24 protein-coding genes are annotated in these 20,723 nt (G+C 63.4%); 20 read left to right on the forward strand and 4 right to left on the reverse strand.

The genetic code is table 11. The features are described 5' to 3' along the window. Position 1: 1 nt before the first annotated feature. Positions 2–1,291, reverse strand: a complete 1,290-nt coding sequence (locus APH28_RS26090) for an OprD family porin (protein WP_060513302.1) — start codon at positions 1,289–1,291, stop codon at positions 2–4. Between the two features lie 359 nt (positions 1,292–1,650). Here APH28_RS26090 and APH28_RS26095 point away from each other — a divergent pair, with 359 nt between their 5' ends. From APH28_RS26095 to APH28_RS26105, 3 genes are all read left to right on the forward strand, one after another. Beyond that, positions 1,651–2,010, forward strand: a complete 360-nt coding sequence (locus tag APH28_RS26095) for a histone-like nucleoid-structuring protein, MvaT/MvaU family (RefSeq protein WP_060513303.1) — start codon at positions 1,651–1,653, stop codon at positions 2,008–2,010. A gap of 228 nt (positions 2,011–2,238) precedes the next feature. Then, positions 2,239–2,766, forward strand: coding sequence for a lactoylglutathione lyase (gloA, locus tag APH28_RS26100; protein ID WP_060513304.1), 528 nt, complete (start codon positions 2,239–2,241; stop codon positions 2,764–2,766). A gap of 97 nt (positions 2,767–2,863) precedes the next feature. Further along, positions 2,864–3,106, forward strand: coding sequence for a hypothetical protein (locus tag APH28_RS26105; RefSeq protein ID WP_060513305.1), 243 nt, complete (start codon positions 2,864–2,866; stop codon positions 3,104–3,106). Positions 3,107–3,115: 9 nt separating this feature from the next. Here the strand turns inward: APH28_RS26105 and APH28_RS26110 are convergent, their stop codons facing one another. Then, positions 3,116–3,949 carry a shikimate 5-dehydrogenase gene (locus APH28_RS26110; RefSeq protein WP_060513306.1) on the reverse strand — a complete coding sequence of 278 codons (834 nt, stop codon included), beginning with the start codon at positions 3,947–3,949 and terminating at the stop codon, positions 3,116–3,118. A gap of 159 nt (positions 3,950–4,108) precedes the next feature. On the opposite strand from APH28_RS26110, the gene APH28_RS26115 reads away from it, so the two are divergent. The 3 genes from APH28_RS26115 (at position 4,109) to pbpG (ending at position 5,895) form a co-directional block, all read left to right on the forward strand. Beyond that, complete coding sequence (locus tag APH28_RS26115; protein ID WP_060513307.1) at positions 4,109–4,450, forward strand: hypothetical protein; 342 nt, start codon at positions 4,109–4,111, stop codon at positions 4,448–4,450. 94 nt (positions 4,451–4,544) lie between these two features. Next, positions 4,545–4,727, forward strand: a complete 183-nt coding sequence (locus APH28_RS26120) for a hypothetical protein (protein WP_060513308.1) — start codon at positions 4,545–4,547, stop codon at positions 4,725–4,727. A gap of 241 nt (positions 4,728–4,968) precedes the next feature. Then, on the forward strand, positions 4,969–5,895 hold the full coding sequence (gene pbpG / locus APH28_RS26125) for a D-alanyl-D-alanine endopeptidase (RefSeq protein WP_060513309.1): 927 nt from the start codon (positions 4,969–4,971) through the stop codon (positions 5,893–5,895). A 72-nt stretch (positions 5,896–5,967) separates the two neighbouring features. On the opposite strand, the gene APH28_RS26130 is transcribed toward pbpG, so the two are convergent. Then, the gene (locus tag APH28_RS26130; protein WP_060513310.1) at positions 5,968–6,405 is read right to left on the reverse strand and encodes a hypothetical protein; all 438 of its coding nucleotides are present in this window, start codon (positions 6,403–6,405) and stop codon (positions 5,968–5,970) included. Positions 6,406–6,605: 200 nt separating this feature from the next. Between APH28_RS26130 and APH28_RS26135 the strand changes: the two genes are divergently transcribed. The 9 genes from APH28_RS26135 (at position 6,606) to APH28_RS26175 (ending at position 14,177) form a co-directional block, all read left to right on the forward strand. Beyond that, positions 6,606–7,940 carry a lysine N(6)-hydroxylase/L-ornithine N(5)-oxygenase family protein gene (locus APH28_RS26135; protein WP_060513311.1) on the forward strand — a complete coding sequence of 445 codons (1,335 nt, stop codon included), beginning with the start codon at positions 6,606–6,608 and terminating at the stop codon, positions 7,938–7,940. A gap of 170 nt (positions 7,941–8,110) precedes the next feature. Then, on the forward strand, positions 8,111–9,316 hold the full coding sequence (locus APH28_RS26140) for a PepSY domain-containing protein (protein ID WP_060513312.1): 1,206 nt from the start codon (positions 8,111–8,113) through the stop codon (positions 9,314–9,316). Then, positions 9,313–9,852, forward strand: coding sequence for a hypothetical protein (locus APH28_RS26145; RefSeq protein WP_060513313.1), 540 nt, complete (start codon positions 9,313–9,315; stop codon positions 9,850–9,852). The genes APH28_RS26140 and APH28_RS26145 overlap by 4 nt, the downstream gene beginning before the upstream one ends. Further along, the gene (locus APH28_RS26150) at positions 9,849–10,169 is read left to right on the forward strand and encodes a hypothetical protein (protein ID WP_060513314.1); all 321 of its coding nucleotides are present in this window, start codon (positions 9,849–9,851) and stop codon (positions 10,167–10,169) included. Before APH28_RS26145 ends, APH28_RS26150 begins: the two co-directional genes overlap by 4 nt. A gap of 11 nt (positions 10,170–10,180) precedes the next feature. After that, positions 10,181–10,750: a DUF6162 family protein gene (locus APH28_RS26155; RefSeq protein ID WP_082432401.1), complete on the forward strand. Its 570-nt coding sequence runs from the start codon at positions 10,181–10,183 to the stop codon at positions 10,748–10,750. A 16-nt stretch (positions 10,751–10,766) separates the two neighbouring features. Continuing rightward, positions 10,767–11,669: a metal ABC transporter substrate-binding protein gene (locus tag APH28_RS26160; RefSeq protein WP_060513316.1), complete on the forward strand. Its 903-nt coding sequence runs from the start codon at positions 10,767–10,769 to the stop codon at positions 11,667–11,669. Beyond that, positions 11,666–12,412: a metal ABC transporter ATP-binding protein gene (locus APH28_RS26165; RefSeq protein WP_060513317.1), complete on the forward strand. Its 747-nt coding sequence runs from the start codon at positions 11,666–11,668 to the stop codon at positions 12,410–12,412. The genes APH28_RS26160 and APH28_RS26165 overlap by 4 nt, the downstream gene beginning before the upstream one ends. Further along, the gene (locus tag APH28_RS26170; RefSeq protein WP_060513318.1) at positions 12,412–13,311 is read left to right on the forward strand and encodes a metal ABC transporter permease; all 900 of its coding nucleotides are present in this window, start codon (positions 12,412–12,414) and stop codon (positions 13,309–13,311) included. The genes APH28_RS26165 and APH28_RS26170 overlap by 1 nt, the downstream gene beginning before the upstream one ends. Beyond that, on the forward strand, positions 13,308–14,177 hold the full coding sequence (locus APH28_RS26175; protein WP_060513319.1) for a metal ABC transporter solute-binding protein, Zn/Mn family: 870 nt from the start codon (positions 13,308–13,310) through the stop codon (positions 14,175–14,177). The genes APH28_RS26170 and APH28_RS26175 overlap by 4 nt, the downstream gene beginning before the upstream one ends. A gap of 41 nt (positions 14,178–14,218) precedes the next feature. On the opposite strand, the gene APH28_RS26180 is transcribed toward APH28_RS26175, so the two are convergent. Then, the gene (locus APH28_RS26180) at positions 14,219–15,625 is read right to left on the reverse strand and encodes a cytosine permease (RefSeq protein ID WP_060513320.1); all 1,407 of its coding nucleotides are present in this window, start codon (positions 15,623–15,625) and stop codon (positions 14,219–14,221) included. Positions 15,626–15,941: 316 nt separating this feature from the next. On the opposite strand from APH28_RS26180, the gene APH28_RS26185 reads away from it, so the two are divergent. From APH28_RS26185 to APH28_RS26205, 5 genes are all read left to right on the forward strand, one after another. After that, the gene (locus APH28_RS26185; RefSeq protein WP_060513321.1) at positions 15,942–16,427 is read left to right on the forward strand and encodes a flavin reductase family protein; all 486 of its coding nucleotides are present in this window, start codon (positions 15,942–15,944) and stop codon (positions 16,425–16,427) included. Positions 16,428–16,502: 75 nt separating this feature from the next. Then, positions 16,503–17,543 (forward strand): LLM class flavin-dependent oxidoreductase, encoded by a 1,041-nt coding sequence (locus tag APH28_RS26190; RefSeq protein WP_060513322.1) that lies wholly within the window; start codon positions 16,503–16,505, stop codon positions 17,541–17,543. Between the two features lie 196 nt (positions 17,544–17,739). Then, positions 17,740–18,336 carry an amino acid synthesis family protein gene (locus APH28_RS26195; protein WP_003256068.1) on the forward strand — a complete coding sequence of 199 codons (597 nt, stop codon included), beginning with the start codon at positions 17,740–17,742 and terminating at the stop codon, positions 18,334–18,336. A 68-nt stretch (positions 18,337–18,404) separates the two neighbouring features. Next, a complete protein-coding gene (locus APH28_RS26200; protein ID WP_060513323.1) occupies positions 18,405–19,238 on the forward strand; it encodes an alpha/beta fold hydrolase in 834 nt (277 codons plus the stop codon). Then, the gene (locus APH28_RS26205) at positions 19,235–20,716 is read left to right on the forward strand and encodes an aldehyde dehydrogenase (RefSeq protein WP_060513324.1); all 1,482 of its coding nucleotides are present in this window, start codon (positions 19,235–19,237) and stop codon (positions 20,714–20,716) included. Before APH28_RS26200 ends, APH28_RS26205 begins: the two co-directional genes overlap by 4 nt. Positions 20,717–20,723: the final 7 nt, after the last annotated feature.

Consider the following 20,723-nt stretch of genomic DNA (forward strand, 5'->3'; position numbering starts at 1 on the left):
CCTAGAGAATGGAGAAGTTATAGCTGACGATGACCCGGGTCTCATCCATGTCACGCGCCCACTGCTCGTAGTTGCTGCGGTACGTGGAGTTACGCAGGCGCACGCTGACATCCTTGAAGGTTCCACTCTGCACCTGGTACTTGAGCTCGGTGTCGCGTTCCCATTCCTTGCCTTCGGCATTGCTGCCCGGAACCTTGATGTGGTCGCCGTTGATATAGCGGGTGAAGAAGCTCAGGCCGGGGACGCCGACGGCCTTGAAGTCGTAGTCGTAACGCAGCTGCCAGGAACGCTCCTGGGCGGCGGCGAAGTCGTTGACCTGGGCATAGTTGACCAGATAAGGGTTGCTGCCATCGAGGTACGGCATGGCACTTTCGCCATACATGCGCTGCCAGCCTGCACTGATCTTGTGGCCACCCAGGCTGTAGCCGAGCATGCCGCTGAAGGCACGGTGGTCGATCTCGCCGGCGCGGGCATTGCCGATGTCATCGCTCTTGATCACGCGAAGGTCTGCCGACAGGCTGCCTACGGCAAGCGGTTGATTGCCGACCAGCCCAAGGAAGTGCTGGCGGTAGATGTTTTCCAGCTTGGCGACCTGATACTGGGCACTGAGCTGATCATTGAAACGGTAGTCCAGGCCGGCCAAGTCGAAGTGGTCAGCTTCGATATTGCAGGCATAGCGCTTGTTCTTGCAATGCACGCGAATATCCTGGCGATCAGTGGAATCCCGTGCGGTGTACTTGTTCAGGCGCGCCAGCGTGAACTTGAGGTCGCGCACTTCTTCGGAAGTCAGCATCGCGCCGTGGAACACGGTCGGCAACAGGCGACCATCGTTGTATTTCAACAGCGGCACATCCGGCATCATCGAACCGTACTTCAATACCGTGTTGGAAACCTTGGCCTTGGCCGCCAGGCCCATCTTCGCGTATTGGTCGACAGAATGCCGCGGGTCATGGCCGGAAGACGGCAGCAAACCGCTGTTACTGTCGCCGGGACTGGAATCGAGCTTGAAACCGATCATGCCCAGTGCATCCACACCAAAGCCTACCGGCCCTTGGGTATAACCCGACTGAACATTGAGAATGAAGCCTTGCGCCCACTCTTCGCGTTTTGACGCACCCTGGCTGGAACTGCTGTGGCCGTCACGAAAATCCCGGTTGAAATAGACAGTGCGTGCTTCGACCTTGGCAGTAGTGTCTTCAAGAAAACCGGCAGCCTGGGCATGGGCGCCGGCACACAACAGGAACAGGCCAGCAACACGGCGCCCGGGGGCGAGAGGAAGGGGGGAAAACATGCGAGGGAACATCCACAAGAAAGGCGAAAAAACAAATCGTGACGCACCTGCGCCACGCGAATGCGTCGCGGCCGAATATCAGCCGATCATCATCTGAAATGATCGCCCAAACGCTCTGTTCCGGGCCATTGGACCATGGTCTACAGGCCTGGACAGAGCGCCTGTAAAAGCCCACGAATTACCGCTCGAAAAACTTGTAAAGTTCCCGTCTTACTTATAAAAGTTTGCGGTTTACCGAAGTCCTGCAAGTGTCTACACTCGATGTCAGCGAACAGATTTACCCACCCGCGTGGCCGGCGTTTAGTGCGTGTCAAATGTTCGTCGCGCCCTGCCACGAAAGACGTACAGGAGTGATTACAGTGTCCAGACTTGCAGAGTTTCGTGCTGCCGAAAAAGCGCTCCAGGAACAGATGGCACAACTGGAGGCGCTGAAAAAGGATGCCGGCCTCAAACGCGAAATCGAATTCGAGCAGAAACTAGTCGGCCTGATGAAAAGCTATGACAAAAGTCTGCGCGATATCATCGCCATCCTCGACCCGAAGGCAGTTACCCGCGGCACTGCCAGTGCACCGAAACAGCAGCGTCGTGCGCGCGTGGTGAAAGTCTACGAAAACCCGCACAGTGGCGAGCTGATCGAAACCAAAGGCGGCAACCACCGCGGCCTGAAGGCATGGAAAGAACAGTACGGGGCCGCAACCGTGGAAAGCTGGGTGCGATGATGAAACGTCAACGCCCACTTCACACTTTTTTCACAACGGCTGCAGCAGTATCGAGACAGCTAAAGGACTAGCGACCCCATCACGCGCCCGCACATGCGGGCCTCTAATTCCGGCGCCCTGCTCCCCCCGAGCAGGGCGCTTTTATTTGCGCAAACGGTTCACTGCCGTATCATGGCCCCCTGTCTGTTTCGCTGGCACTGGTTGCCAGCCCCGTCACTGGAGTACCCCATGAGCCTGCACGATCTGCAAACCCTGCCTGGCGTCACTGCGCAGCCAGACGCCGCCACTGCCCAGTTCGTCTTCAACCACACCATGCTGCGGGTCAAGGACATCGAGAAGTCGCTGGACTTCTACACCCGCGTGCTGGGCTTCCGCCTGGTCGACAAGCGCGACTTCCCTGAAGCGGCCTTCAGCCTGTACTTCCTGGCCCTGGTCGACCCAGCGCAGATCCCGGCCGACGACGCCGCCCGCCACCAGTGGATGAAGTCGATCCCCGGCGTTCTGGAACTGACCCACAACCACGGCACCGAAAACGACGCGCAGTTCGCTTACCACAACGGCAACACCGACCCGCGCGGTTTTGGCCACATCTGCATTTCGGTGCCGGATGTGCGCGTTGCCTGCGCTCGCTTCGAAGCGCTGAATGTGCCGTTCCAGAAGCGCCTGCAGGACGGCCGCATGAATCACCTTGCCTTCGTCAAGGACCCGGACGGTTACTGGGTTGAAGTGATCCAGCCATCCGAGCTGAAGGGCTGATAGCCGTCAGCTCGCGCTCGTCGGGCCGGGAACTCCTGGCCCCTTGCTGTGGTATACGAAGGTAACAGCTTCACATGCCACAGCGAGGTAAAGGACGATGCAATCTCTTCACTGTGAATACCGCGACCACACCATCACCGCCAGCGTGATGCCCCACCCCGACTCCCCCCTGCCCTACGCCGCCGGTTGCCTGATCACCGATCCACAGGGGCACACCAGCAAGCGTCTGTCGATGCCGATGAAGTTCTTCTCGGACCTTGAGAATGCCCAGCATGTATCGCTAGCCCATGGCCGGGCATTGGTGGACGAGCAGCTGGACAAGGGGCACAAGGCCTTCTGACCCAGGTGGTCATTTTGTTGCAGGAGCGGCGCGCGCGTACGCTACCGCCGCTTCAACCTGTTCGCGGCTGGGCCGGACCCCGGTGTACAGCACAAACTGCTCCAAGGCCTGCAACGCAATCACTTCGAGCCCGGTAATCACTGGCTTGCCCAGCGCCTCGGCCCGCCGGATCAGCGGCGTGCGCGCCGGCATCGCCACCACATCGAATACCCGCTCGGCCGCCGCAATGGCATTTTCGCTGAAGGCCAGCTCGTCGGCCTCCGGCCCGCCCGCCATGCCGATCGGCGTCACGTTCACCAGCATCGGCGGGCACAGGTCGCCCAGCTCGGCCACCCAGCGATAGCCGCAGACATCCGCCAGTTGCCGCCCGGCCTGCTCGTTGCGGGCGACGATGATGCCTTCGCCGAACCCGGCGTCGCGCAAGGCACTGGCCACGGCCTTTGCCATGCCGCCACTGCCGCGCAGGGCGAACGCGGTGGCAGGGTCGACCTGATGCGTTTCGAGCAGCTGCCGCACGGCCATGTAATCAGTGTTGTAGGCCTTCAGATGGCCGGCGGTGTTGACCAGGGTATTGACCGAATCGATGGCCGCCGCCGACGGGTCGATTTCATCGACCAGCGCCATGCAGGCCTCCTTGTACGGCATCGACACGCCACAGCCGCGAATGCCCAGTGCGCGGATGCCTGCGACCGCTGCCGGCAGGTCATCGGTACTCATGGCCTTGTAGTAGTAAACCAGGCCGAGCTGCTGGTAGAGGTGATTATGGAAACGCACGCCGAAGGAGCCAGGCCGCCCGGCCAGGGAAATGCACAGAACAGTGTCTCTGCTGGGAGTTGTCGCCATAACCTGCTCCTTTTTCATGACTGAATCGTTTGTTCAGCGTACCAGAGGCAACCACTGGTCGTCCCTTACACAACCTTTACCGTTTCCCTGTGCTCGCCTTACAGAGACCGGAGTCATAGTAACAAGGCCCCAAGCGTGGGGTTACTGCGAGGAAGTCTCATGAACCGTCTTTTCCCCGGAATCGCCCTGCTGGTCGGTGCCTTGGCCATCAGCGGGCAAGCCTCTGCCCATGGTGGCGGCGGTCATGGCTGGTATGGCCCGGGTCCGCTGCTCGGTGCCGCGGTGGTGGGTGCCGTGGTCGGAGCGACGGTCTATGGCGGCCACGACCGCACCGTCTATGTGCAACAACAGCCCGCCTACTATGGGCCACCCCCGGTGTATGTGCAGGCGCCGCCACAGCCAGTCTACTACCAGCCGTACTACGTGCCGGCACCGCCACCGCCGGCGTACCGCCCGTACTATGGCCCGCCGCCGGTGTACTACGGCCCGCCCCGCTGGTAATCGTTGATAAAACTGATGAGCACTATTGAGCGAGTTGATTTCAAACCGTGTCGGCTGCTGCGTAAGGTAGGGCCATGTTTCACAGGAGGTCCCTATGGCCACTATTCAGATCATGTCCGTCGTCGGCACTGCCGTCCCCTCCACCCTGCGTGAGCAGGGCCTGTTGGCCTGCTGGTACCTGGTAAGCAATGGCGAGGCCGTCAGCGGCCCGCTGGCTACCCGCGCCTCGGCCCAGGCCCTGGCGGAACAGCTCAAGGCCAACTGCCTGATCGCTTGAACGAATTTGCTGTGCGTTGCTCCCTACGCCTCTTCCGACCCGCCCATGGCGGGTCTTTTTTTGCCCGGACAAAGCGACGAACGGAGGCAGGAAAACCGATACAGCATGAAGCTTTTTTCATTTCGTGGGGGCGGCTCAACGAGCAATCGACAGCACTTCGGCCATACTCCACAATGCATCGGTTTTATGGGGGAAAACCCTTGCACAGCCAACGACATACCAACTTTTAGTGAGCCTCAACGTGAAAACATCCCTGTCCATCCTCAGCCTGCTGCTGTTGCTCACAGGTACTGCGACCCTTCCGTCGACCGCTGCTGCACAACCCCCGGCCCAGGTCCAACGCGACCCGTCCAAGCTGCACCTGGCGTCTGGCAGCGCCTTGCTGATTGACCTGAACACCAACCAGGAACTGTATTCGAGCCGCGCCGACCGGGTAGTGCCCATTGCCTCGGTGACCAAACTGATGACGGCAATGGTGGTGCTGGATGCCAAGCTGCCGATGGATGAAATGCTCACCATGACCATCGCCAACAACCCGGACATGAAAGGCGTGTATTCGCGTGTGCGCCTAGGGAGCGAGCTGAACCGTCGGGAGACCCTGCTGATCACCCTGATGTCTTCGGAAAACCGCGCCGCCACCACCCTGGCCAACCATTATCCGGGCGGCTACCCGGCCTTCATCAAGGCGATGAACGCCAAGGCCCGCAGCCTGGGCATGGCACACACCCGCTATGTCGAGCCGACCGGCCTGTCGACGCAAAACGTCTCCACCGCCCATGACCTTGCCAAGTTGCTGATGGCATCGCGCAAGTACCCGATGCTGAGCGAGCTGTCGACCACCCGCGAAAAGACCGTCGCATTCCGCAAGCCGAATTACACCCTGGGCTTCCGTAACACCGACCACCTGGTGAACAAGAGCAACTGGGACATCAAGTTGACCAAGACCGGGTTCACCAACGAGGCCGGCCACTGCCTGGTGCTGCTGACCAAGATGGACAACCGCCCGGTGGCCATGGTGATCCTCGACGCCTTCGGCAAGTACACCCACTTCGCTGACGCCACCCGCATGCGCCAGTGGCTGGAGACCGGTGCGACCAAGCCGGCACCAGCGGTGGCCATGCAGTACAAGTCCGACCGCCAGAGCAAGGGCCGCGTGGCGTCAGAGTAGTCGCCCAGCCGACGCACACCGCTTCCAGGCATGCGCCGTACCTGAGGGAGCCGCGCTTGCCGGCTCCCACGTTCAAGCCTGGGTATCGACCACTCCACCGGCACTGCTGCCACCGGTCTTCTGCAGTGCTTCCAGCAACTGAGCAGTAGCCTGCATGATTTCGCCACTGAGGGTGGCGATGCTGGCTTGCTTGGCAGTGACGGCTGTCAGCTTGGTGGTTTCATCGGTTTTCTGGGCCATCAGGATGGCCAGTTGTTTCTGCTCGTCGGCCATCTGCTTCTGCAGTTTCTTGATCATCTCGCGCAATTGCGTGATGTGTGCCGGTTCGCTACTTCCACTGCTGCCTTGCGCGCCCTGGGCACCTTGGGCCTGGCCATCGCCGCGCAGCGTCGAAGTGTCGACCTGCAGCGTCGAGCTGCCCGATTCGGTCTTGTCAGTGTCGCTGGTCTGGGAAACGCTTGCCGCCTGGGCCGAGGCGTTGTTAATGGTGACTGCTGCGATACCTACCATGTCTTTCTCCCTGCATTGCAATGGGTCCTTGAGTTGGCCTGCGTATCGGCCGGCACGCGCAAACCTTTAGGCCCGACCGCCCAATGGCAGGCTCCCGGGCAGTAAATTCCCCTTCCGCTGGCTCGTTCCACCCAATGTACAAGCGCAGACGCCGGACTCCCGGCATGCGCCCACATTCGCCCCATTATGGAATCGCAGCCATGAGCCAGCCTGCACACCCAGAAACTATCAAGGACCTGATCGGCGTGGGCTTCGGCCCGTCCAACCTGGCCCTGGCCATCGCCCTGGAAGAACTTGCCCAGAGCCAGGGTCACGCCCTCGATGCACTGTTCATCGACAAGCAGAAGGAATACCGCTGGCACGGCGAAACCCTGGCCACCCAGAGCGAGCTGCAGATCTCGTTTCTCAAGGACCTGGTCTCGCTGCGCAACCCGACCAGCCCGTACAGCTTCGTCAACTACCTGCACCAGAAGCAGCGCCTGGCTGACTTCATCAACCTCGGCACCTTCTACCCCTGCCGCCTGGAGTACAACGACTACCTGCGCTGGGCCGCCGAGCATTTCGCCACCCAGGCGGTGTATGGCGAAGAAGTGCTGCGCATCGAGCCTGAAGTGAAGGCTGGGCGCGTCGAGCACCTGCGCCTGGTCTCGCGCGATGCCCAAGGCCGGGAATTCAGCCGACGCACGCGCTCGGTAGTGGTCGGCAGCGGCGGTACGCCGAAAATCCCCGAAAAATTCAGCGCGTTCAAGGACGATCCTCGGGTATTCCACCATTCCCAGTACCTTAGCAGCCTGAACAAGCTGCCGTGCACGGCCGGCAAGCCGATGCGCATCGCCGTGATCGGCTCGGGCCAGAGCGCCGCCGAGGCCTTCATCGACCTCAACGACAGCTACCCGTCGGTCAAGGTCGACATGGTGCTGCGCGGCTCCGCCCTAAAGCCGGCCGATGACAGCCCGTTCGTCAACGAGATCTTCTCCCCGAACTACACCGACCTGGTCTACAACGAGCCGGCCGATCAGCGCGCCAAGTTGCTCGGCGAGTACCACAACACCAACTATTCGGTGGTCGATCTCAACCTGATCGAGCGCATCTACGGCATCCTCTACCGGCAGAAGGTCGCCCACCAGTTCCGCCACAACGTGCTGTGCCGCCGCCAGGTGGAAGCGGTGGTGGCCACCCGCGACGGCATCGAACTGACCCTGCGCGACCTGGCCACCGGCCAGCAGCAGACCCACCGCTACGACGCCGTGATTCTTGCTACCGGCTACGAACGCCGCTCGCACCGTGACCTGCTCGCACCGCTGGCGAACTATGTGGAAGACTTCAGCGTCGACCGCAACTACCGGGTACTGGCCAGCCCGGACCTGCAGGCGTCCGTCTACCTGCAAGGGTTCTGCGAGAACAGCCACGGCCTTAGCGACACCCTGCTTTCGGTACTGCCCTCCCGTGCCGCTGAAATCGGCCAGGCGCTGTACCACGATCTGGCTCGCCAGCACGGCAAGGCAAACCCCGCCGTGGCCCTGACCAGCGCCTGATTCACGCTGTCCCCAACCGACAGGGCGCCATGAGCGCCCTGTCGGCTTTTACGCCTCCAGAAACATTTGCTTGCACTTAATCAAGCAGGATTTTCATTCTCATTCGTCTTTTGAATAACAGCCCTTTTTGGTTGGGCCTGTGTTCGCCCCTTTTTTCAGAAGACTGACCGATGGCCAAATCACCGAAAAAATCCAAGTCCAGATTGTGGTTCCTGGTCCACAGCTGGCTCGCCCTGCCGATCTGGTTCTTCGTGCTGATCGTCTGCTTCACCGGCATGCTGGCGGTGGTCAGCCAGGAGATCGTCTGGCTGGCCAACCCCGACGTGCGTGCCATCAAGCCCGACGACACCGCCCAACGCCTGAGTTTCCAGCAAGTGCTCGATGCCATGCACAACGCCGAGCCGGACCTGGCAGTCAGCTCGCTCAGCCAGCCGGACGGCTCGCACTTCGCGCTCACGGCGCAGGTCACCTACCCCGATGGCTCCAGCCCGATGCTCTACGTCAACCCGTATACCGGGGCCATCCAGGGCAAGATGCCGGACTTCAACTTCGAAGCCTTCACCCGCGCCCTGCACGGCTGGTGGCTGGTACCGTTCACCAATGGCTTCAGCTGGGGCTGGTACATGGTGTCGCTGCTCGGGCTGCCGATGCTGGCGTCGCTGGTCACCGGCCTGGTGGTGTACAAGAAGTTCTGGAAAGGCTTCTTCAAACCGGTGCGCACCGGCCATGGGGCACGCATCTTCTGGGGCGACCTGCACCGCCTGGCCGGGGTCTGGTCGATCTGGTTCATCGCGGTCATTTCCATTACCAGCATCTGGTTCCTGATTCGGGCGATCCTGTTCGACAACCAGATCACTATTTCCAGCGAGCCGACCGTGCCGGTGATCGCCCGTGAGCAGGTGCCGCAGTCCGTCGATGGCGGCCCAGCGCCACGCATCGACCTGGACGAGGCCGCGCGCATCGCCGGGCTGGCCATCCCGAGCCTGGACATCACCTCCGTCTCGCTGCCAGCCACGGCCTACAGCCACATCGAAATGGGCGGGCGGGGCTGGTACCCGCTGATGTTCCAGAGCGCCTCGGTCAATCCGTACACGCGCCAGGTCGACAGCCAGTTCCTGCTCAGCGACCGCTCGGCCCTGGAGTTCGTCACCGAGTCCATGCGCCCGCTGCACACCGGCGACTTCGGTGGCCTGCCGATCAAGCTGATCTGGTTCTTCTTCGGCCTGATCCTGACCCTGATGGTGTTCAGCGGCCTGCTGATCTGGACCAAACGCACCGCCCAGGCCACCGCTGCGGCGCTCAAGCGCGGCGAGCGCGCACCGCGCAGCACCGCCCGTAACACAACCCGCGAAACCACCCTGGAGGTCCGCCCATGAGCCAGGCCCAAGCCCTGCCCGCGCGCCCCCTCAAGCGATGGTGGCTGAAGTGGCGCTTCCACTTGAACATCCTGCTGATCCTCATTCCCCTGGGCTTCATGCCCAAGTACTTCGCCGACGTCAAACTGTTCCGCGGTGACGCCGGGCTCGGTGCCAACCCGATCAGCAACATTCAGGTCGGCCCCTACAGCCTCGATCTCGCCGAACTGCGCAATGAAGCACCGCGCGCCGACGGCCCCGCAGGCCATTTCAAGCTGTTCAACGCGGCGCTGTGCAAGGCCTGCGTGAATGACGTGAAGGCGGTTTACCTGCGTATCGGCAAGCCGCGCAGCCTGCGCACCGCCGGCACCCTCTTCTTCGGTGCGCCGTACCGCATGGTCACCAACCTGCCGATACCGCCGCGCACCCGCACCGATGCACAGATCTGGATCACCCTCGAAGGCTGGGACGGCAATCTGCACCAGGCATCCGTGCCCCTGGCCAAGGCTTCGCCGGCCACCGTGGCCTGGCTCGAAAAACAAGGAGGCAACCCATGAAACACCTGATGCGCAGGCTCGCCCTGCCCTTGCTGGTACTGGCCGCGGGCCCTGCCCTGGCGCACAACCCGATGTGCGAGTGCGAAGACGTCGCGGGCGGCCAGGTGAAATGCACCGGTGGCTTTTCCGATGGCAGCGCCGCCCCTGGGGTGACCCTCGACGTGATCGGCTACGACGAGCAGGTGCTGGTCGGCGGCAAGCTCGGTGACGACTCGAGCCTCACCTTCAAGCGCCCCGACGGCGAGTTCTACGTGCTGTTCGACGCCGGCCCCGGGCATGTCGTGGAAGTCGACCACGCCGACATCGCGCAACCATGAGCAGCCCAGCCATGCGCCATACCCAGGTGGTGCGCCCGGCCGGTGCCGGGCACGAAACCCTCTACGTGCTGCTGGTCAGCCTGCTGATCGTCGCCCTTGCCACCAGCGTGGTCCTGCTGCGCGGTGAACGCGAGGACGAACAGGCCATCGCCAGCCACCAGATCGACGCCCGCCGCGACCTCACTGCTGCCGAACAAGGTATCTACACCGACCTGCGCGTGGCATTCGACGAAATCCAGTTGTTGCGCGAAGAAAGCGCCGCCACGCCCAGCGTCGAGGCTCTGGCCGAGGAAGGCCTGCCGCCCTTCGTGGCCGATGCCGGCAGCCAGAGCCGTGGCAGCCACCAGTGGCAGTGGCTGCCGACCGGCGCCTACCTGGGCCGCAGCCAGGCGCCGCAGGTGGCGGGCAGCTTCCTGATGATCCTGCCCGATACCAGCAGCGCCGCAGTAGACGTGTGGCTGCGCCGCGACAGCGCCGCCGTCCTTCCCGACGACCTGGGCCAGACCGCGCTGATCGCCGCCGGCTGGCAGCAAGTGGTCAGCCATTACGACGCCGGGGTCACCCGCGAACACCGTCACTGAACCCAAGGACTCCTCCATGCTTCGCAAAGCCTTCGCCCTGCTCCTGGCCTGCGCCCTGCCGGCGCTGACCCTGGCCGACACCGGCAAGCCCCTGCGCATCGGCATCACCCTGCACCCTTACTACAGCTACGTGAGCAATATCGTCGGCGACAAGGCCGAGGTGGTGCCGCTGATTCCGGCAGGCTTCAACCCCCATGCCTATGAACCCCGCGCCGAAGACATCAAGCGCATCGGCACGCTCGACGTGGTGGTGCTCAACGGCGTCGGCCATGACGACTTTGCCGACCGCATGATCGCCGCCAGCGAAAAGCCCGAAATCAAGACCATCGAAGCCAACCAGAACGTCCCGTTACTGGCAGCCACCGGCATTGCCGCCCGCGGCGCCGGCAAGGTGGTCAACCCGCACACCTTCCTGTCGATCAGCACCACCATCGCCCAGGTCAACAACATCGCCCGCGAGCTGGGCAAGCTCGACCCGGACAACGCCAGGTTCTACACGCAGAACGCCCGCGCCTACGCCAAGCGCCTGCGGGCCTTGCGGGCCGATGCCCTGGCCAAGGTGACCGAAGCGCCTGCGGCCACCTTCCGCGTGGCCACCATCCATGCCGCCTACGACTACCTGGTGCGCGACTTTGGCTTGGAAGTGACGGCGGTGGTCGAACCCGCCCACGGCATCGAACCGAGCCCGGCGCAGCTGAAAAAGACCATCGACCAGCTCAAGGCGCTGGACGTGAAAGTGATCTTCTCGGAAATGGACTTCCCCTCGGCCTATGTGGAGACCATCCAGCGTGAGTCCGGCGTGCGTCTGTACCCGCTGACGCACATTTCCTACGGCGACTACACCAAGGACAAGTACGAAGTGGAGATGAAGCGCAACCTCGACACCGTGGTCCGCGCCATCCAGGAGAACCGCGCATGACCGCCGCTGCCAACCTCACGGCGCCCGGCGGGCCGCGCATCGAGTTCGCCGGCATCGACCTGACCCTGGGCCGCACGCGCATCCTCGAACAGGTGCAGTTCAGCGTGGCCGCCGGCAGTGTGCATGCCATCGTCGGCCCCAATGGCGGCGGCAAGAGTTCGCTGATCAAGACCCTGCTCGGGCAGATGCCGCACCAGGGCCTGCTGAGCCTGCACTGGCCCGGCGCGCAGCAGGTGATCGGCTATGTGCCGCAAGCACTGGAGTTCGACCGCGGGTTGCCGATGACCGTCGACGACTTCATGGCCGCCATGTGCCAGCGGCGCCCGGCGTTCCTAGGCCTTTCACGCCGGGTGCGGCCAGCGATCGATGCGGCGTTGGCACGGGTCGGCATGCTCGACAAGCGCAAGCGGCGCATGGGCGCGCTGTCTGGCGGTGAACGCCAGCGGGTGCTGTTGGCCCAGGGCTTGATTCCCGAACCGCAACTGCTGGTGCTCGACGAGCCGATGTCGGCGCTCGACGAAGCCGGTATCCAGGTGTTCGAACAGCTGCTGCAAGGCTGGCGCCAGGCCGGCACCACCGTGCTGTGGATCGAACACGACCTGCAAGCCGTGCTGCGCCTGGCCGACCGGGTCACCGGCCTGAGCCGCCAGGTGCTGTTCGACGCCCCGCCCGCCCAGGCCCTGACCCCGCAGCGCCTGCTCAGCCTGTTCTCCGTCCACCCACGCAGCGAGCGCCTTGTCTGATGAGCTTTGAAGCATTCCGCCAGCTGATCCAGGCATGGGCCGGCGCTGGCTACCTGCCGCAGGCGCTGGCCTACGGTTTCGTGATCAATGCCTTGCTGGCCGGCCTGATGATCGGCCCGGTGCTGGGTGGTCTCGGCACCCTGGTGGTGGTCAAGCGCTTTGCCTTCTTCTCCGAGGCGGTCGGCCATGCCGCGCTCACCGGGGTCGCCATCGGCATCCTGCTCGGCGAGCCGTATACCGGCCCCTATGGCAGCCTGTTCGGCTACTGCCTGCTGTTCGGCATCCTGCTCAATTTCCTGCGTAACCGCACCGGGCTGTCGCCGGACACGCTGATCGGCGTGTTCCTTTCGGTGTCGCTGGCCCTCGGCGCCAGCCTGCTGCTGATGCTGGCCGGCAAGATCAACGTGCACATTCTCGAGAACGTGCTGTTCGGCTCGGTGCTGACCGTCAGCGGCCAGGACCTAATGGTGCTGGGCATCGTCGCGGTGCTGGTGCTGGCCCTGGCGCTGCCGCTTTACAACCGCATCATGCTGGCCAGCTTCAACCCGCAGCTGGCGGCGGTGCGTGGGGTGGCGGTAAAGACCCTGGACTACCTGTTCGTGGTGCTGGTGACCCTGGTCACGGTCGCCTCGGTGAAGGTGATCGGGGCAATCCTGGTGGGTGCCTTGCTGGTGATCCCGGCGGCGGCGGCGCGCCTGGTCAGCCAGTCATTGAAGGGGTTTTTCTTCGTTTCGGTGCTGATCGCCACCCTGAGCACGCTGCTTGGCATCCTCCTGCCGATCGTCCTCGACCTGCCGGTGCCCTCGGGCGCGGCGATCATCCTGGTCGCCGGCATCTGTTTCGCCCTCGCCGCGCTCGCCCGCGCCCTCGTTCCACGCCTGCAAGGAAACCCGGCATGAACCTGAAACACCTGACCCTGGCCATCGCCCTCGTTGGCCTGCCTACGCTCGCCTCGGCCACGCAAGTGCTGACCACCCTGCCCGTGACCCACAGCCTGGCCAGCGCCCTGCTCGACGGCACCGCCGTGCAGCTCAAGCGCGCCGCACCGGCCAACCTGCCGGCCAGCCGCCAGCCGTCGTACTTCAGCAGCCGTGGCGGCGCGGCACTGGCCAAGGCCGCGCAGCAGGCCGACGCGGTGATCGGCGTGCGCTCGATCTGGCGTGACGACCCGCTGTACCCGATGGCGCGGCGCAGCAATATCCGTATCGTCGAGATCGACGCGGCGCGGCCAGTGGATGGCGCGCTGCCGGGCATCGCCGTGAGCGGTGACGACGCCTATGCCGCTTACCCCTGGCTGAACCCGACCAACCTGGGGCGCATGGCAGATGTGCTGGCCAATGATCTGGAGCGCCTGGCGCCGGCCGATAAAGACAGGATCCAGGGCAACCTGGCGGGGCTCAAGCGCCAGCTGCTGGAGCTGACCGCCCGCAGCCAGACGCAGTTGGCCAAGGTCGACAACCTGAGTGTGGTCAGCCTGTCCGAGCGCCTGGGGTACCTGGCCAGCGGTTTGAACCTGGATGTGGTGGAGCAGCCGTTGCCGGAGGATGGCAAGTGGGATAAGGCGGCGCTGAAGGCGCTGGGTGAGCAGCTCGAGGGGCAGGATGTGGCGCTGGTGCTGGACCATCGCCAGCCAGATGCGGCGCTGACCGCGGTAATCGAGGCGGCCGGGGCAAAACTGGTGGTGGTGGAGAGTGACCCTGAAGATGCACTGGCGGGGCTCAAGGCCAGTGTCGAGCAGGTGGTCGGGGCACTGAGCGAAGGCTGAAAGGGCTGCAAAGCAGCCCCCGGCCCCTTAACAGCAGGCGGTCAGTCGTTGACGCTTACCACGCGCCCCGCCTTCTCGGCGGCCTTGCCGCGCGTTGCCAGGCAGTAGTACAGCGGCACCGTCACCAGCAGGCCGAACAGCCACGAAAGGTCAGCCCCTTCGACGATGTTGGAGTACGGGCCCACATACAGCGAAGTGTTGGCAAACGGCAGCTGCACCAGGATGCCGCAGGCATAGGCAACGATCGCGTGGTGGTTGAAGCGGCCATAGATGCCGCCGTCCGCGCGGAAGATCGACGCGATGTCGTACTGGCCCTTCTTGATCAGGTAGAAGTCGATCAGGTTGATCGAAGCCCACGGCACCAGCACCAGCAGCAGCGCCAGGATCAGGCCGATGAACTGGCCGATGAAGCCCGTCGACGCATTCAGCGCCACCATGGCGCAGCCCACCAGGATCACCGTAGCCAGGATCACCCGTACCTTGATGCTCGGCGTCCACTCGGCAATGAAGGTCTGGATCGCAGTGACGATCGACAGCACAGCGCCATACAGGTTGAGGGCGTTGTGGCTGATGATGTTGAGCAGGAACAGCACCATCAGGATCGGGCCCAGCCAGCCGGTGGCCTGCTTGACCGCATCCATCGCGTCGGTGCCTTCCGGCACGCACAGCACCGCGATGGCACCAAAGCTGAAGCACAGGATGGTGCCCAGGGTGGCGCCGAAGTAGGTTGCCCAGAACGGCTTGGCGATGCCCACTTCACGGGGCAGGTAGCGCGAGTAGTCGGAGGTGTACGGCGAGAAGCTGATCTGCCAGATGATGCCCAGCGACACCGTGGCGATGAAGCCGGAGAGGTTGAACGCGCCACGGTTGAAGAAGTCGGCCGGCAGCTCCTGGACGAACATCATGATGAAACCGGCCAACAACGCCGACCCCATCACCCAAGTACCGATGCGGTTGAGGATGTGGATGAAGCGGTAGCCGATCACGCCGATGGCGGTGGCGCTCAGGGCACCGATCACGATCGCGCCCGGCATCGGCACGCTCGGGGCGATGCCGTGGATGGTCTTGCCCGCCAGGACGATGTTGGAGATAAAGAAGCCGACATAGATCAGCGCGGTGAAGAACACGATCAGCAAGGCGCCGTAGCGGCCAAACTGGCCACGGCTCTGCACCATCTGCGGAATGCCCAGCTGCGGTCCCTGCGCAGAGGCCAGGGCGATGAACACGCCCCCGATCAGATGGCCCAGCACGATTGCGACCAGCCCCCACAGCAGGTTCAGGTGGAACACCTGGACCACCATGGCGCCGGTGACGATAGGCAGTGGCGCGATGTTGGTACTGAACCAGAGGGTAAACAGGTCGCGCGCCTTCCCATGGCGCTCGGCAGGTGGAACGTAATCGACCGTGTGATTTTCGACAAACTGGTGTTGCGACGACGGTTGGGACATAGGTTTCAGCTCGACAGGTCGTTTTTATCTTTGTAAGGAAACCGCATCTAGGCGGCGTCTCTGCTGCGGACCATATTATGGTATTCCAAACTTTTGACAACACTGATCCGCACTAAAAAGCGCCCGCTGATCTGCTCGCGCAACCCCTGCGACAAACCGCCTCACCGCTCAAGACCACGTTTTCCGTGGCCTTGAGCCGTTCATCGTGAAAAACCGCGGCCGAAAATTCCGCTTGCAAAATAGGTATTACGGTATACCATCAGACACATCAACGATAAAAACCGCGGTCCACCGCAGCTCCTTAGAGGTACACCCGATGATCGACGCAACCGTCTACAAGAACGTCTTAGGATCCTTCCCGTCCGGCGTTACCGTCATCACCACCCTGGACGACGACGGTTCGGTCGTCGGCCTGACCGCCAGCGCCTTCTCCTCCCTGTCGATGGACCCGCCGCTGGTGCTGTTCTGCCCCAACTACACCTCAGACTCCTACCCTGTGCTGATCAAGAACAAGCGCTTCGCCATACACCTGCTTTCGGGTGAACAGCAGGCCGAAGCCTACGCGTTCGCCAAGAAAGGCAAAGACAAGGCCACCGGCATCGAGTGGACCCTGAGCGAACTGGGCAACCCGATCCTGGCCGGCGCCACCGCCGTCATCGAATGCGAACTGTGGCGCGAGTATGAAGGTGGCGACCACGCCATCATGGTCGGCAAGGTACACAACCTGATCGTCCCTGAAGAAGCCCCACGCCCCATGGTCTACTGCCGCGGCAAGATGGCCAGCCTGCCGGCATTTGCCTGAAGCCTATTCTGAATCGAGACACCTGGCGCCTCCCCTGCCCGGCGCCAGACACTTTCAAGCGTTGAGGAAAGCCCCATGAAATTTTCGTTGTTCGTGCACATGGAACGTTGGGATGAACAGGTCAGCCACCGCCAGCTGTTCGAAGACCTGACCGAACTGACCCTGATGGCCGAGCACGGCGGTTTCAGCACCGTGTGGATCGGCGAACACCACGCCATGGAATACACCATCTCGCCCAGCCCGATGCCGCTGCTGGCCTACCTGGCTGCACGCACCGAGAAGATCCGCCTGGGTGCTGGCACCATCATCGCACCGTTCTGGAACCCGATCCGCGTCGCTGGCGAATGCGCCCTGCTCGACGTGATCAGCAACGGCCGCATGGAAGTGGGCCTGGCCCGTGGCGCCTACCAGTTCGAATTCGACCGCATGGCCAACGGCATGCCGGCCACCGACGGCGGCAAGGCCCTGCGCGAAATGGTCCCGGTGGTGCGCAAGCTGTGGGAAGGCGACTACGCCCATGACGGCGAAGTCTACAAGTTCCCCACCTCCACCAGCGTACCGAAGCCGTTCAACGCCACCCCGCCGATGTGGATCGCTGCCCGCGACCCGGACTCGCACAACTTCGCCGTGGCCAACGGCTGCAACGTGATGGTCACCCCGCTGATGAAGGGCGACGAAGAAGTGCTGGACCTGAAGAACAAGTTCCAGGCTGCCTGCGACAACAACCCTGAAGTGCCGCGCCCACAACTGATGGTGCTGCGCCACACCCACGTGCACAGCCCGTCGGAGCCGGAAGGCTGGAAGGTCGGCGCCCAGGCCATCTCGCGCTTCTACCGCACCTTCGATGCCTGGTTCGGCAACAAGACCACCCCAGTCAACGGCTTCCTTGAGCCGAGCCCGGAGTCGAAGTTTGCCGAAGTGCCGGCGTTCCAACTGGAGAACATCCGCAAGAACACCATGATCGGCACCCCGGAAGAGATCATCGCCCGTATCAAGTACTACCAGGAACTGGGTGTCGACGAGTTCAGCTTCTGGTGCGACAACAGCCTGCCACACGCCGAGAAGAAGAAGTCGCTCGAGCTGTTCATCAAGGAAGTGGTACCGGCCTTCGCCTGAATTCCCATTGCCTGAGACATTGCGGGACGCGCCCGCTCCCGTGGCCCCCCCGTGGCCCGCGGGAGCGGGCTTTTTTTTGGGTGTACGCCCACCTTTCGTCCCCCCGCGAGAGAAATTTTCAGCCACCTCTTGCACAACAAATATTATGGTATACCATCAGACAACAAGAGCTGATAACCCTCACTAGGAGCCACCCATGAGTTTCGAAATCCGCAAGATCGTCACCTACTCCGAAGAGACCCGTATCGAAGGCGGCAAGGCCACCGACAAGCCGGTGACCATGGTCGGCCTGGCCGTCGTGATCAAGAACCCATGGGCAGGTCGCGGTTTTGTTGAAGATCTGAAGCCAGAAATCCGCGCCAACTGCTCGGAGCTGGGTGCACTGATGGTCGAGCGCCTGACCGCTGCCATCGGCGGTGCCGACAAGATCGAGGCCTACGGCAAAGCTGCAGTCGTCGGCGCCGACGGCGAGATCGAGCACGCCTCGGCGGTGATCCACACCCTGCGCTTCGGCAATCACTACCGCGAAGCGGTACAGGCCAAGAGCTACCTGAGCTTCACCAACAAGCGTGGCGGCCCAGGCACCTCGATCCAGATCCCGATGATGCAGAAGGACGACGAAGGCCTGCGTTCGCACTACATCACCCTGGAAATGCAGATTGAAGACGCCCCGCGCGCCGATGAAATCGTCGTGGTCCTGGGCGCAGCCGACGGCGGCCGCCTGCACCCGCGCATCGGCAACCGTTACATCGACCTGGAAGAACTGGCTGCCGAAAAAGCCAACGCTCAATAACAACAACCAAGACGGGCCGGGGCGTGGCGTGTTTACCCGCCGCGCCCGACCTTCAAGGAGCGCCCTCCATGATTCAGCCTGTCGCTGAACGTACACCTGCCGGCACCAGCTACCTGTCCGTCGGCCAGGGCCAACCCGTGGTATTGATCCACGGCGTGGGCCTGAACAAGGAAATGTGGGGCGGTCAGATCGTTGGCCTGGCCAATGACTACCGCGTCATCACCTACGACATGCTCGGCCACGGCCAGAGCCGCGTACCGGCTGCAGACACCCCGCTGGAAGGCTATGCCGACCAGCTCGCCGAACTGCTCGACCACCTGCAAATCCAGCAAGCCACTGTGATCGGCTTCTCCATGGGTGGCCTGGTCGCCCGTGCCTTTGCCCTCAACTACCCGCAGCGCCTGGCTGCACTGGTAGTGCTCAACAGCGTGTTCAACCGCACCCCCGAGCAGAGTGCCGGCGTCATCGCCCGCGCCGCCCAGGCTGCGGAGCTCGGCCCCGACGCCAACGTCGACGCCGCCCTCGACCGCTGGTTCAGCCGTGAATACAAAGCTGCCAACCCGGCGCAGGTCGCCGCCATCCGCCAAGTGCTGGCGAGCAACGACCCGCAGGGCTACCACACCACCTATTCGCTGTTCGCCACTCAGGACAAGTACCGTGCAGGCGACCTGGGCAGCATCCAGGTGCCGACGCTGATTGCCACCGGCGAACTCGACTCGGGCTCCACCCCGGCCATGGCCCGCCAGCTCGCTGCCAGCATTCCTGGCGCGCAAAGCGTGGTCCTCGCCGAGCAACGGCATATGATGCCGGTGGAAGCACCGCGTGAAGTCAACAAGATGCTCCTGGACTTCCTCGCCCAAGCCCGCACCCTCACCGAATCCGCCAAGGGGATTGTTGCATGACCCTCGTTCGTTTCCAGATGTGCATCGACGGCCAATGGCTCGATGCCCAGAGCGGCAAGACCTTCGACAGCCTCAACCCGGCCACTGCCCAGGCCTGGGCGCAACTGCCCGACGCCGACGAAGCCGATGTCGAGCTGGCCGTACAGGCCGCCCAGCGCGCCTTCGACAGCAAAGCGTGGCGCAGCATCACCGCCACCGCGCGCGGCAAGCTGCTGCGTCGCCTGGGTGACCTGATCACCGAGAACAAGGAACACCTGGCCCAGCTGGAAAGCCGTGACAACGGCAAGCTGATCCGCGAAACCCGCGGCCAGGTCGGTTACCTGCCGGAGTTCTTCCACTACACCGCGGGCCTGGCCGACAAGCTCGAAGGCGGCACCCTGCCGCTGGACAAGCCGGACCTGTTTGCCTACACCGTGCACGAGCCGATCGGCGTGGTGGCCGGGATCATCCCGTGGAACAGCCCGCTGTACCTGACCGCGATCAAGCTGGCCCCGGCCCTGGCTGCCGGCAACACCATCGTGCTGAAACCGTCCGAGCACGCCTCGGCGACCATCCTCGAGCTGGCTCGCCTGGCCCTGGAAGCCGGCTTTCCGCCCGGGGTGGTCAACGTGGTCACCGGCTACGGCCCAAGCACCGGCGCGGCGCTGACCCGCCACCCGCTGGTGCGCAAAATTGCTTTCACCGGCGGCGCCGCCACGGCCCGCCACGTGGTGCGCAGCAGCGCCGAGAACTTCGCCAAGCTGTCGCTGGAGCTGGGCGGCAAGTCGCCGAACATCATCTTCGCCGACGCTGACCTGGACAGCGCCATCAACGGCGCCGTGGCCGGCATCTATGCCGCCTCCGGCCAGAGCTGCGTGGCCGGCTCGCGCCTGCTGGTACAGGACGAGATCTTCGACGCGTTCGTCGAGCGCCTGATTGCCCGCGCCAAGCGCATCCGCATCGGCAACCCGCAGGACGACGCCAGCGAAATGGGCCCGATGGCCACTGCGCAGCAACTGGCCGTGGTCGAAGGCCTGGTCGCTGCGGCCAAGGCCGAAGGCGCCAAGCTGCACATGGGCGGCAAGCGTGCCGAGGTCGAAGGTGAAGGCTGGTTCTACGAGCCAACCCTGTTCGAGTGCGACAGCAACTCGATGACCATCATGCAGGAAGAGGTATTCGGCCCGGTCGCCGCAGTGATCCGCTTCAAGACCGAGGAAGAAGCCCTGGCAATGGCCAACGACTCACAGTTCGGCCTGGCCGCCGGCATCTGGACCCGCGACCTGGGCCGTGCCCATCGCCTGGCCCGCGACGTGCGTTCTGGGATCATCTGGGTCAACACCTACCGCGCCGTGTCGGCCATGGCGCCGATCGGTGGCTTCAAGAACAGCGGCTACGGCCGCGAGAGCGGCATCGATTCGGTGCTGGCCTATACCGAGCTGAAGACCGTGTGGATCAACCTGTCCACCGCGCCGATGCCCGACCCGTTTGTGATGCGCTAAGAGGTAG

The organism is Pseudomonas sp. NBRC 111124 (assembly GCF_001320245.1).
GTDB lineage: Bacteria > Pseudomonadota > Gammaproteobacteria > Pseudomonadales > Pseudomonadaceae > Aquipseudomonas.

Coding starts and splice junctions, on each gene's coding strand:
- APH28_RS26150 (WP_060513314.1), top strand. CDS start 9,849: ATGAAACACCTGATGCGCAGGCTCGCCCTGCCCTTGCTGGTACTGGCC.
- APH28_RS26140 (WP_060513312.1), top strand. CDS start 8,111: ATGGCCAAATCACCGAAAAAATCCAAGTCCAGATTGTGGTTCCTGGTC.
- APH28_RS26175 (WP_060513319.1), top strand. CDS start 13,308: ATGAACCTGAAACACCTGACCCTGGCCATCGCCCTCGTTGGCCTGCCT.
- APH28_RS26120 (WP_060513308.1), top strand. CDS start 4,545: ATGGCCACTATTCAGATCATGTCCGTCGTCGGCACTGCCGTCCCCTCC.
- APH28_RS26170 (WP_060513318.1), top strand. CDS start 12,412: ATGAGCTTTGAAGCATTCCGCCAGCTGATCCAGGCATGGGCCGGCGCT.
- APH28_RS26200 (WP_060513323.1), top strand. CDS start 18,405: ATGATTCAGCCTGTCGCTGAACGTACACCTGCCGGCACCAGCTACCTG.
- APH28_RS26160 (WP_060513316.1), top strand. CDS start 10,767: ATGCTTCGCAAAGCCTTCGCCCTGCTCCTGGCCTGCGCCCTGCCGGCG.
- APH28_RS26105 (WP_060513305.1), top strand. CDS start 2,864: ATGCAATCTCTTCACTGTGAATACCGCGACCACACCATCACCGCCAGC.
- APH28_RS26180 (WP_060513320.1), bottom strand. CDS start 15,625: ATGTCCCAACCGTCGTCGCAACACCAGTTTGTCGAAAATCACACGGTC.
- APH28_RS26145 (WP_060513313.1), top strand. CDS start 9,313: ATGAGCCAGGCCCAAGCCCTGCCCGCGCGCCCCCTCAAGCGATGGTGG.
- APH28_RS26205 (WP_060513324.1), top strand. CDS start 19,235: ATGACCCTCGTTCGTTTCCAGATGTGCATCGACGGCCAATGGCTCGAT.
- APH28_RS26130 (WP_060513310.1), bottom strand. CDS start 6,405: ATGGTAGGTATCGCAGCAGTCACCATTAACAACGCCTCGGCCCAGGCG.
- APH28_RS26190 (WP_060513322.1), top strand. CDS start 16,503: ATGAAATTTTCGTTGTTCGTGCACATGGAACGTTGGGATGAACAGGTC.
- APH28_RS26090 (WP_060513302.1), bottom strand. CDS start 1,291: ATGTTTTCCCCCCTTCCTCTCGCCCCCGGGCGCCGTGTTGCTGGCCTG.
- APH28_RS26185 (WP_060513321.1), top strand. CDS start 15,942: ATGATCGACGCAACCGTCTACAAGAACGTCTTAGGATCCTTCCCGTCC.
- APH28_RS26110 (WP_060513306.1), bottom strand. CDS start 3,949: ATGGCGACAACTCCCAGCAGAGACACTGTTCTGTGCATTTCCCTGGCC.
- APH28_RS26135 (WP_060513311.1), top strand. CDS start 6,606: ATGAGCCAGCCTGCACACCCAGAAACTATCAAGGACCTGATCGGCGTG.
- APH28_RS26155 (WP_082432401.1), top strand. CDS start 10,181: ATGCGCCATACCCAGGTGGTGCGCCCGGCCGGTGCCGGGCACGAAACC.
- gloA (WP_060513304.1), top strand. CDS start 2,239: ATGAGCCTGCACGATCTGCAAACCCTGCCTGGCGTCACTGCGCAGCCA.
- APH28_RS26165 (WP_060513317.1), top strand. CDS start 11,666: ATGACCGCCGCTGCCAACCTCACGGCGCCCGGCGGGCCGCGCATCGAG.
- APH28_RS26115 (WP_060513307.1), top strand. CDS start 4,109: ATGAACCGTCTTTTCCCCGGAATCGCCCTGCTGGTCGGTGCCTTGGCC.
- APH28_RS26195 (WP_003256068.1), top strand. CDS start 17,740: ATGAGTTTCGAAATCCGCAAGATCGTCACCTACTCCGAAGAGACCCGT.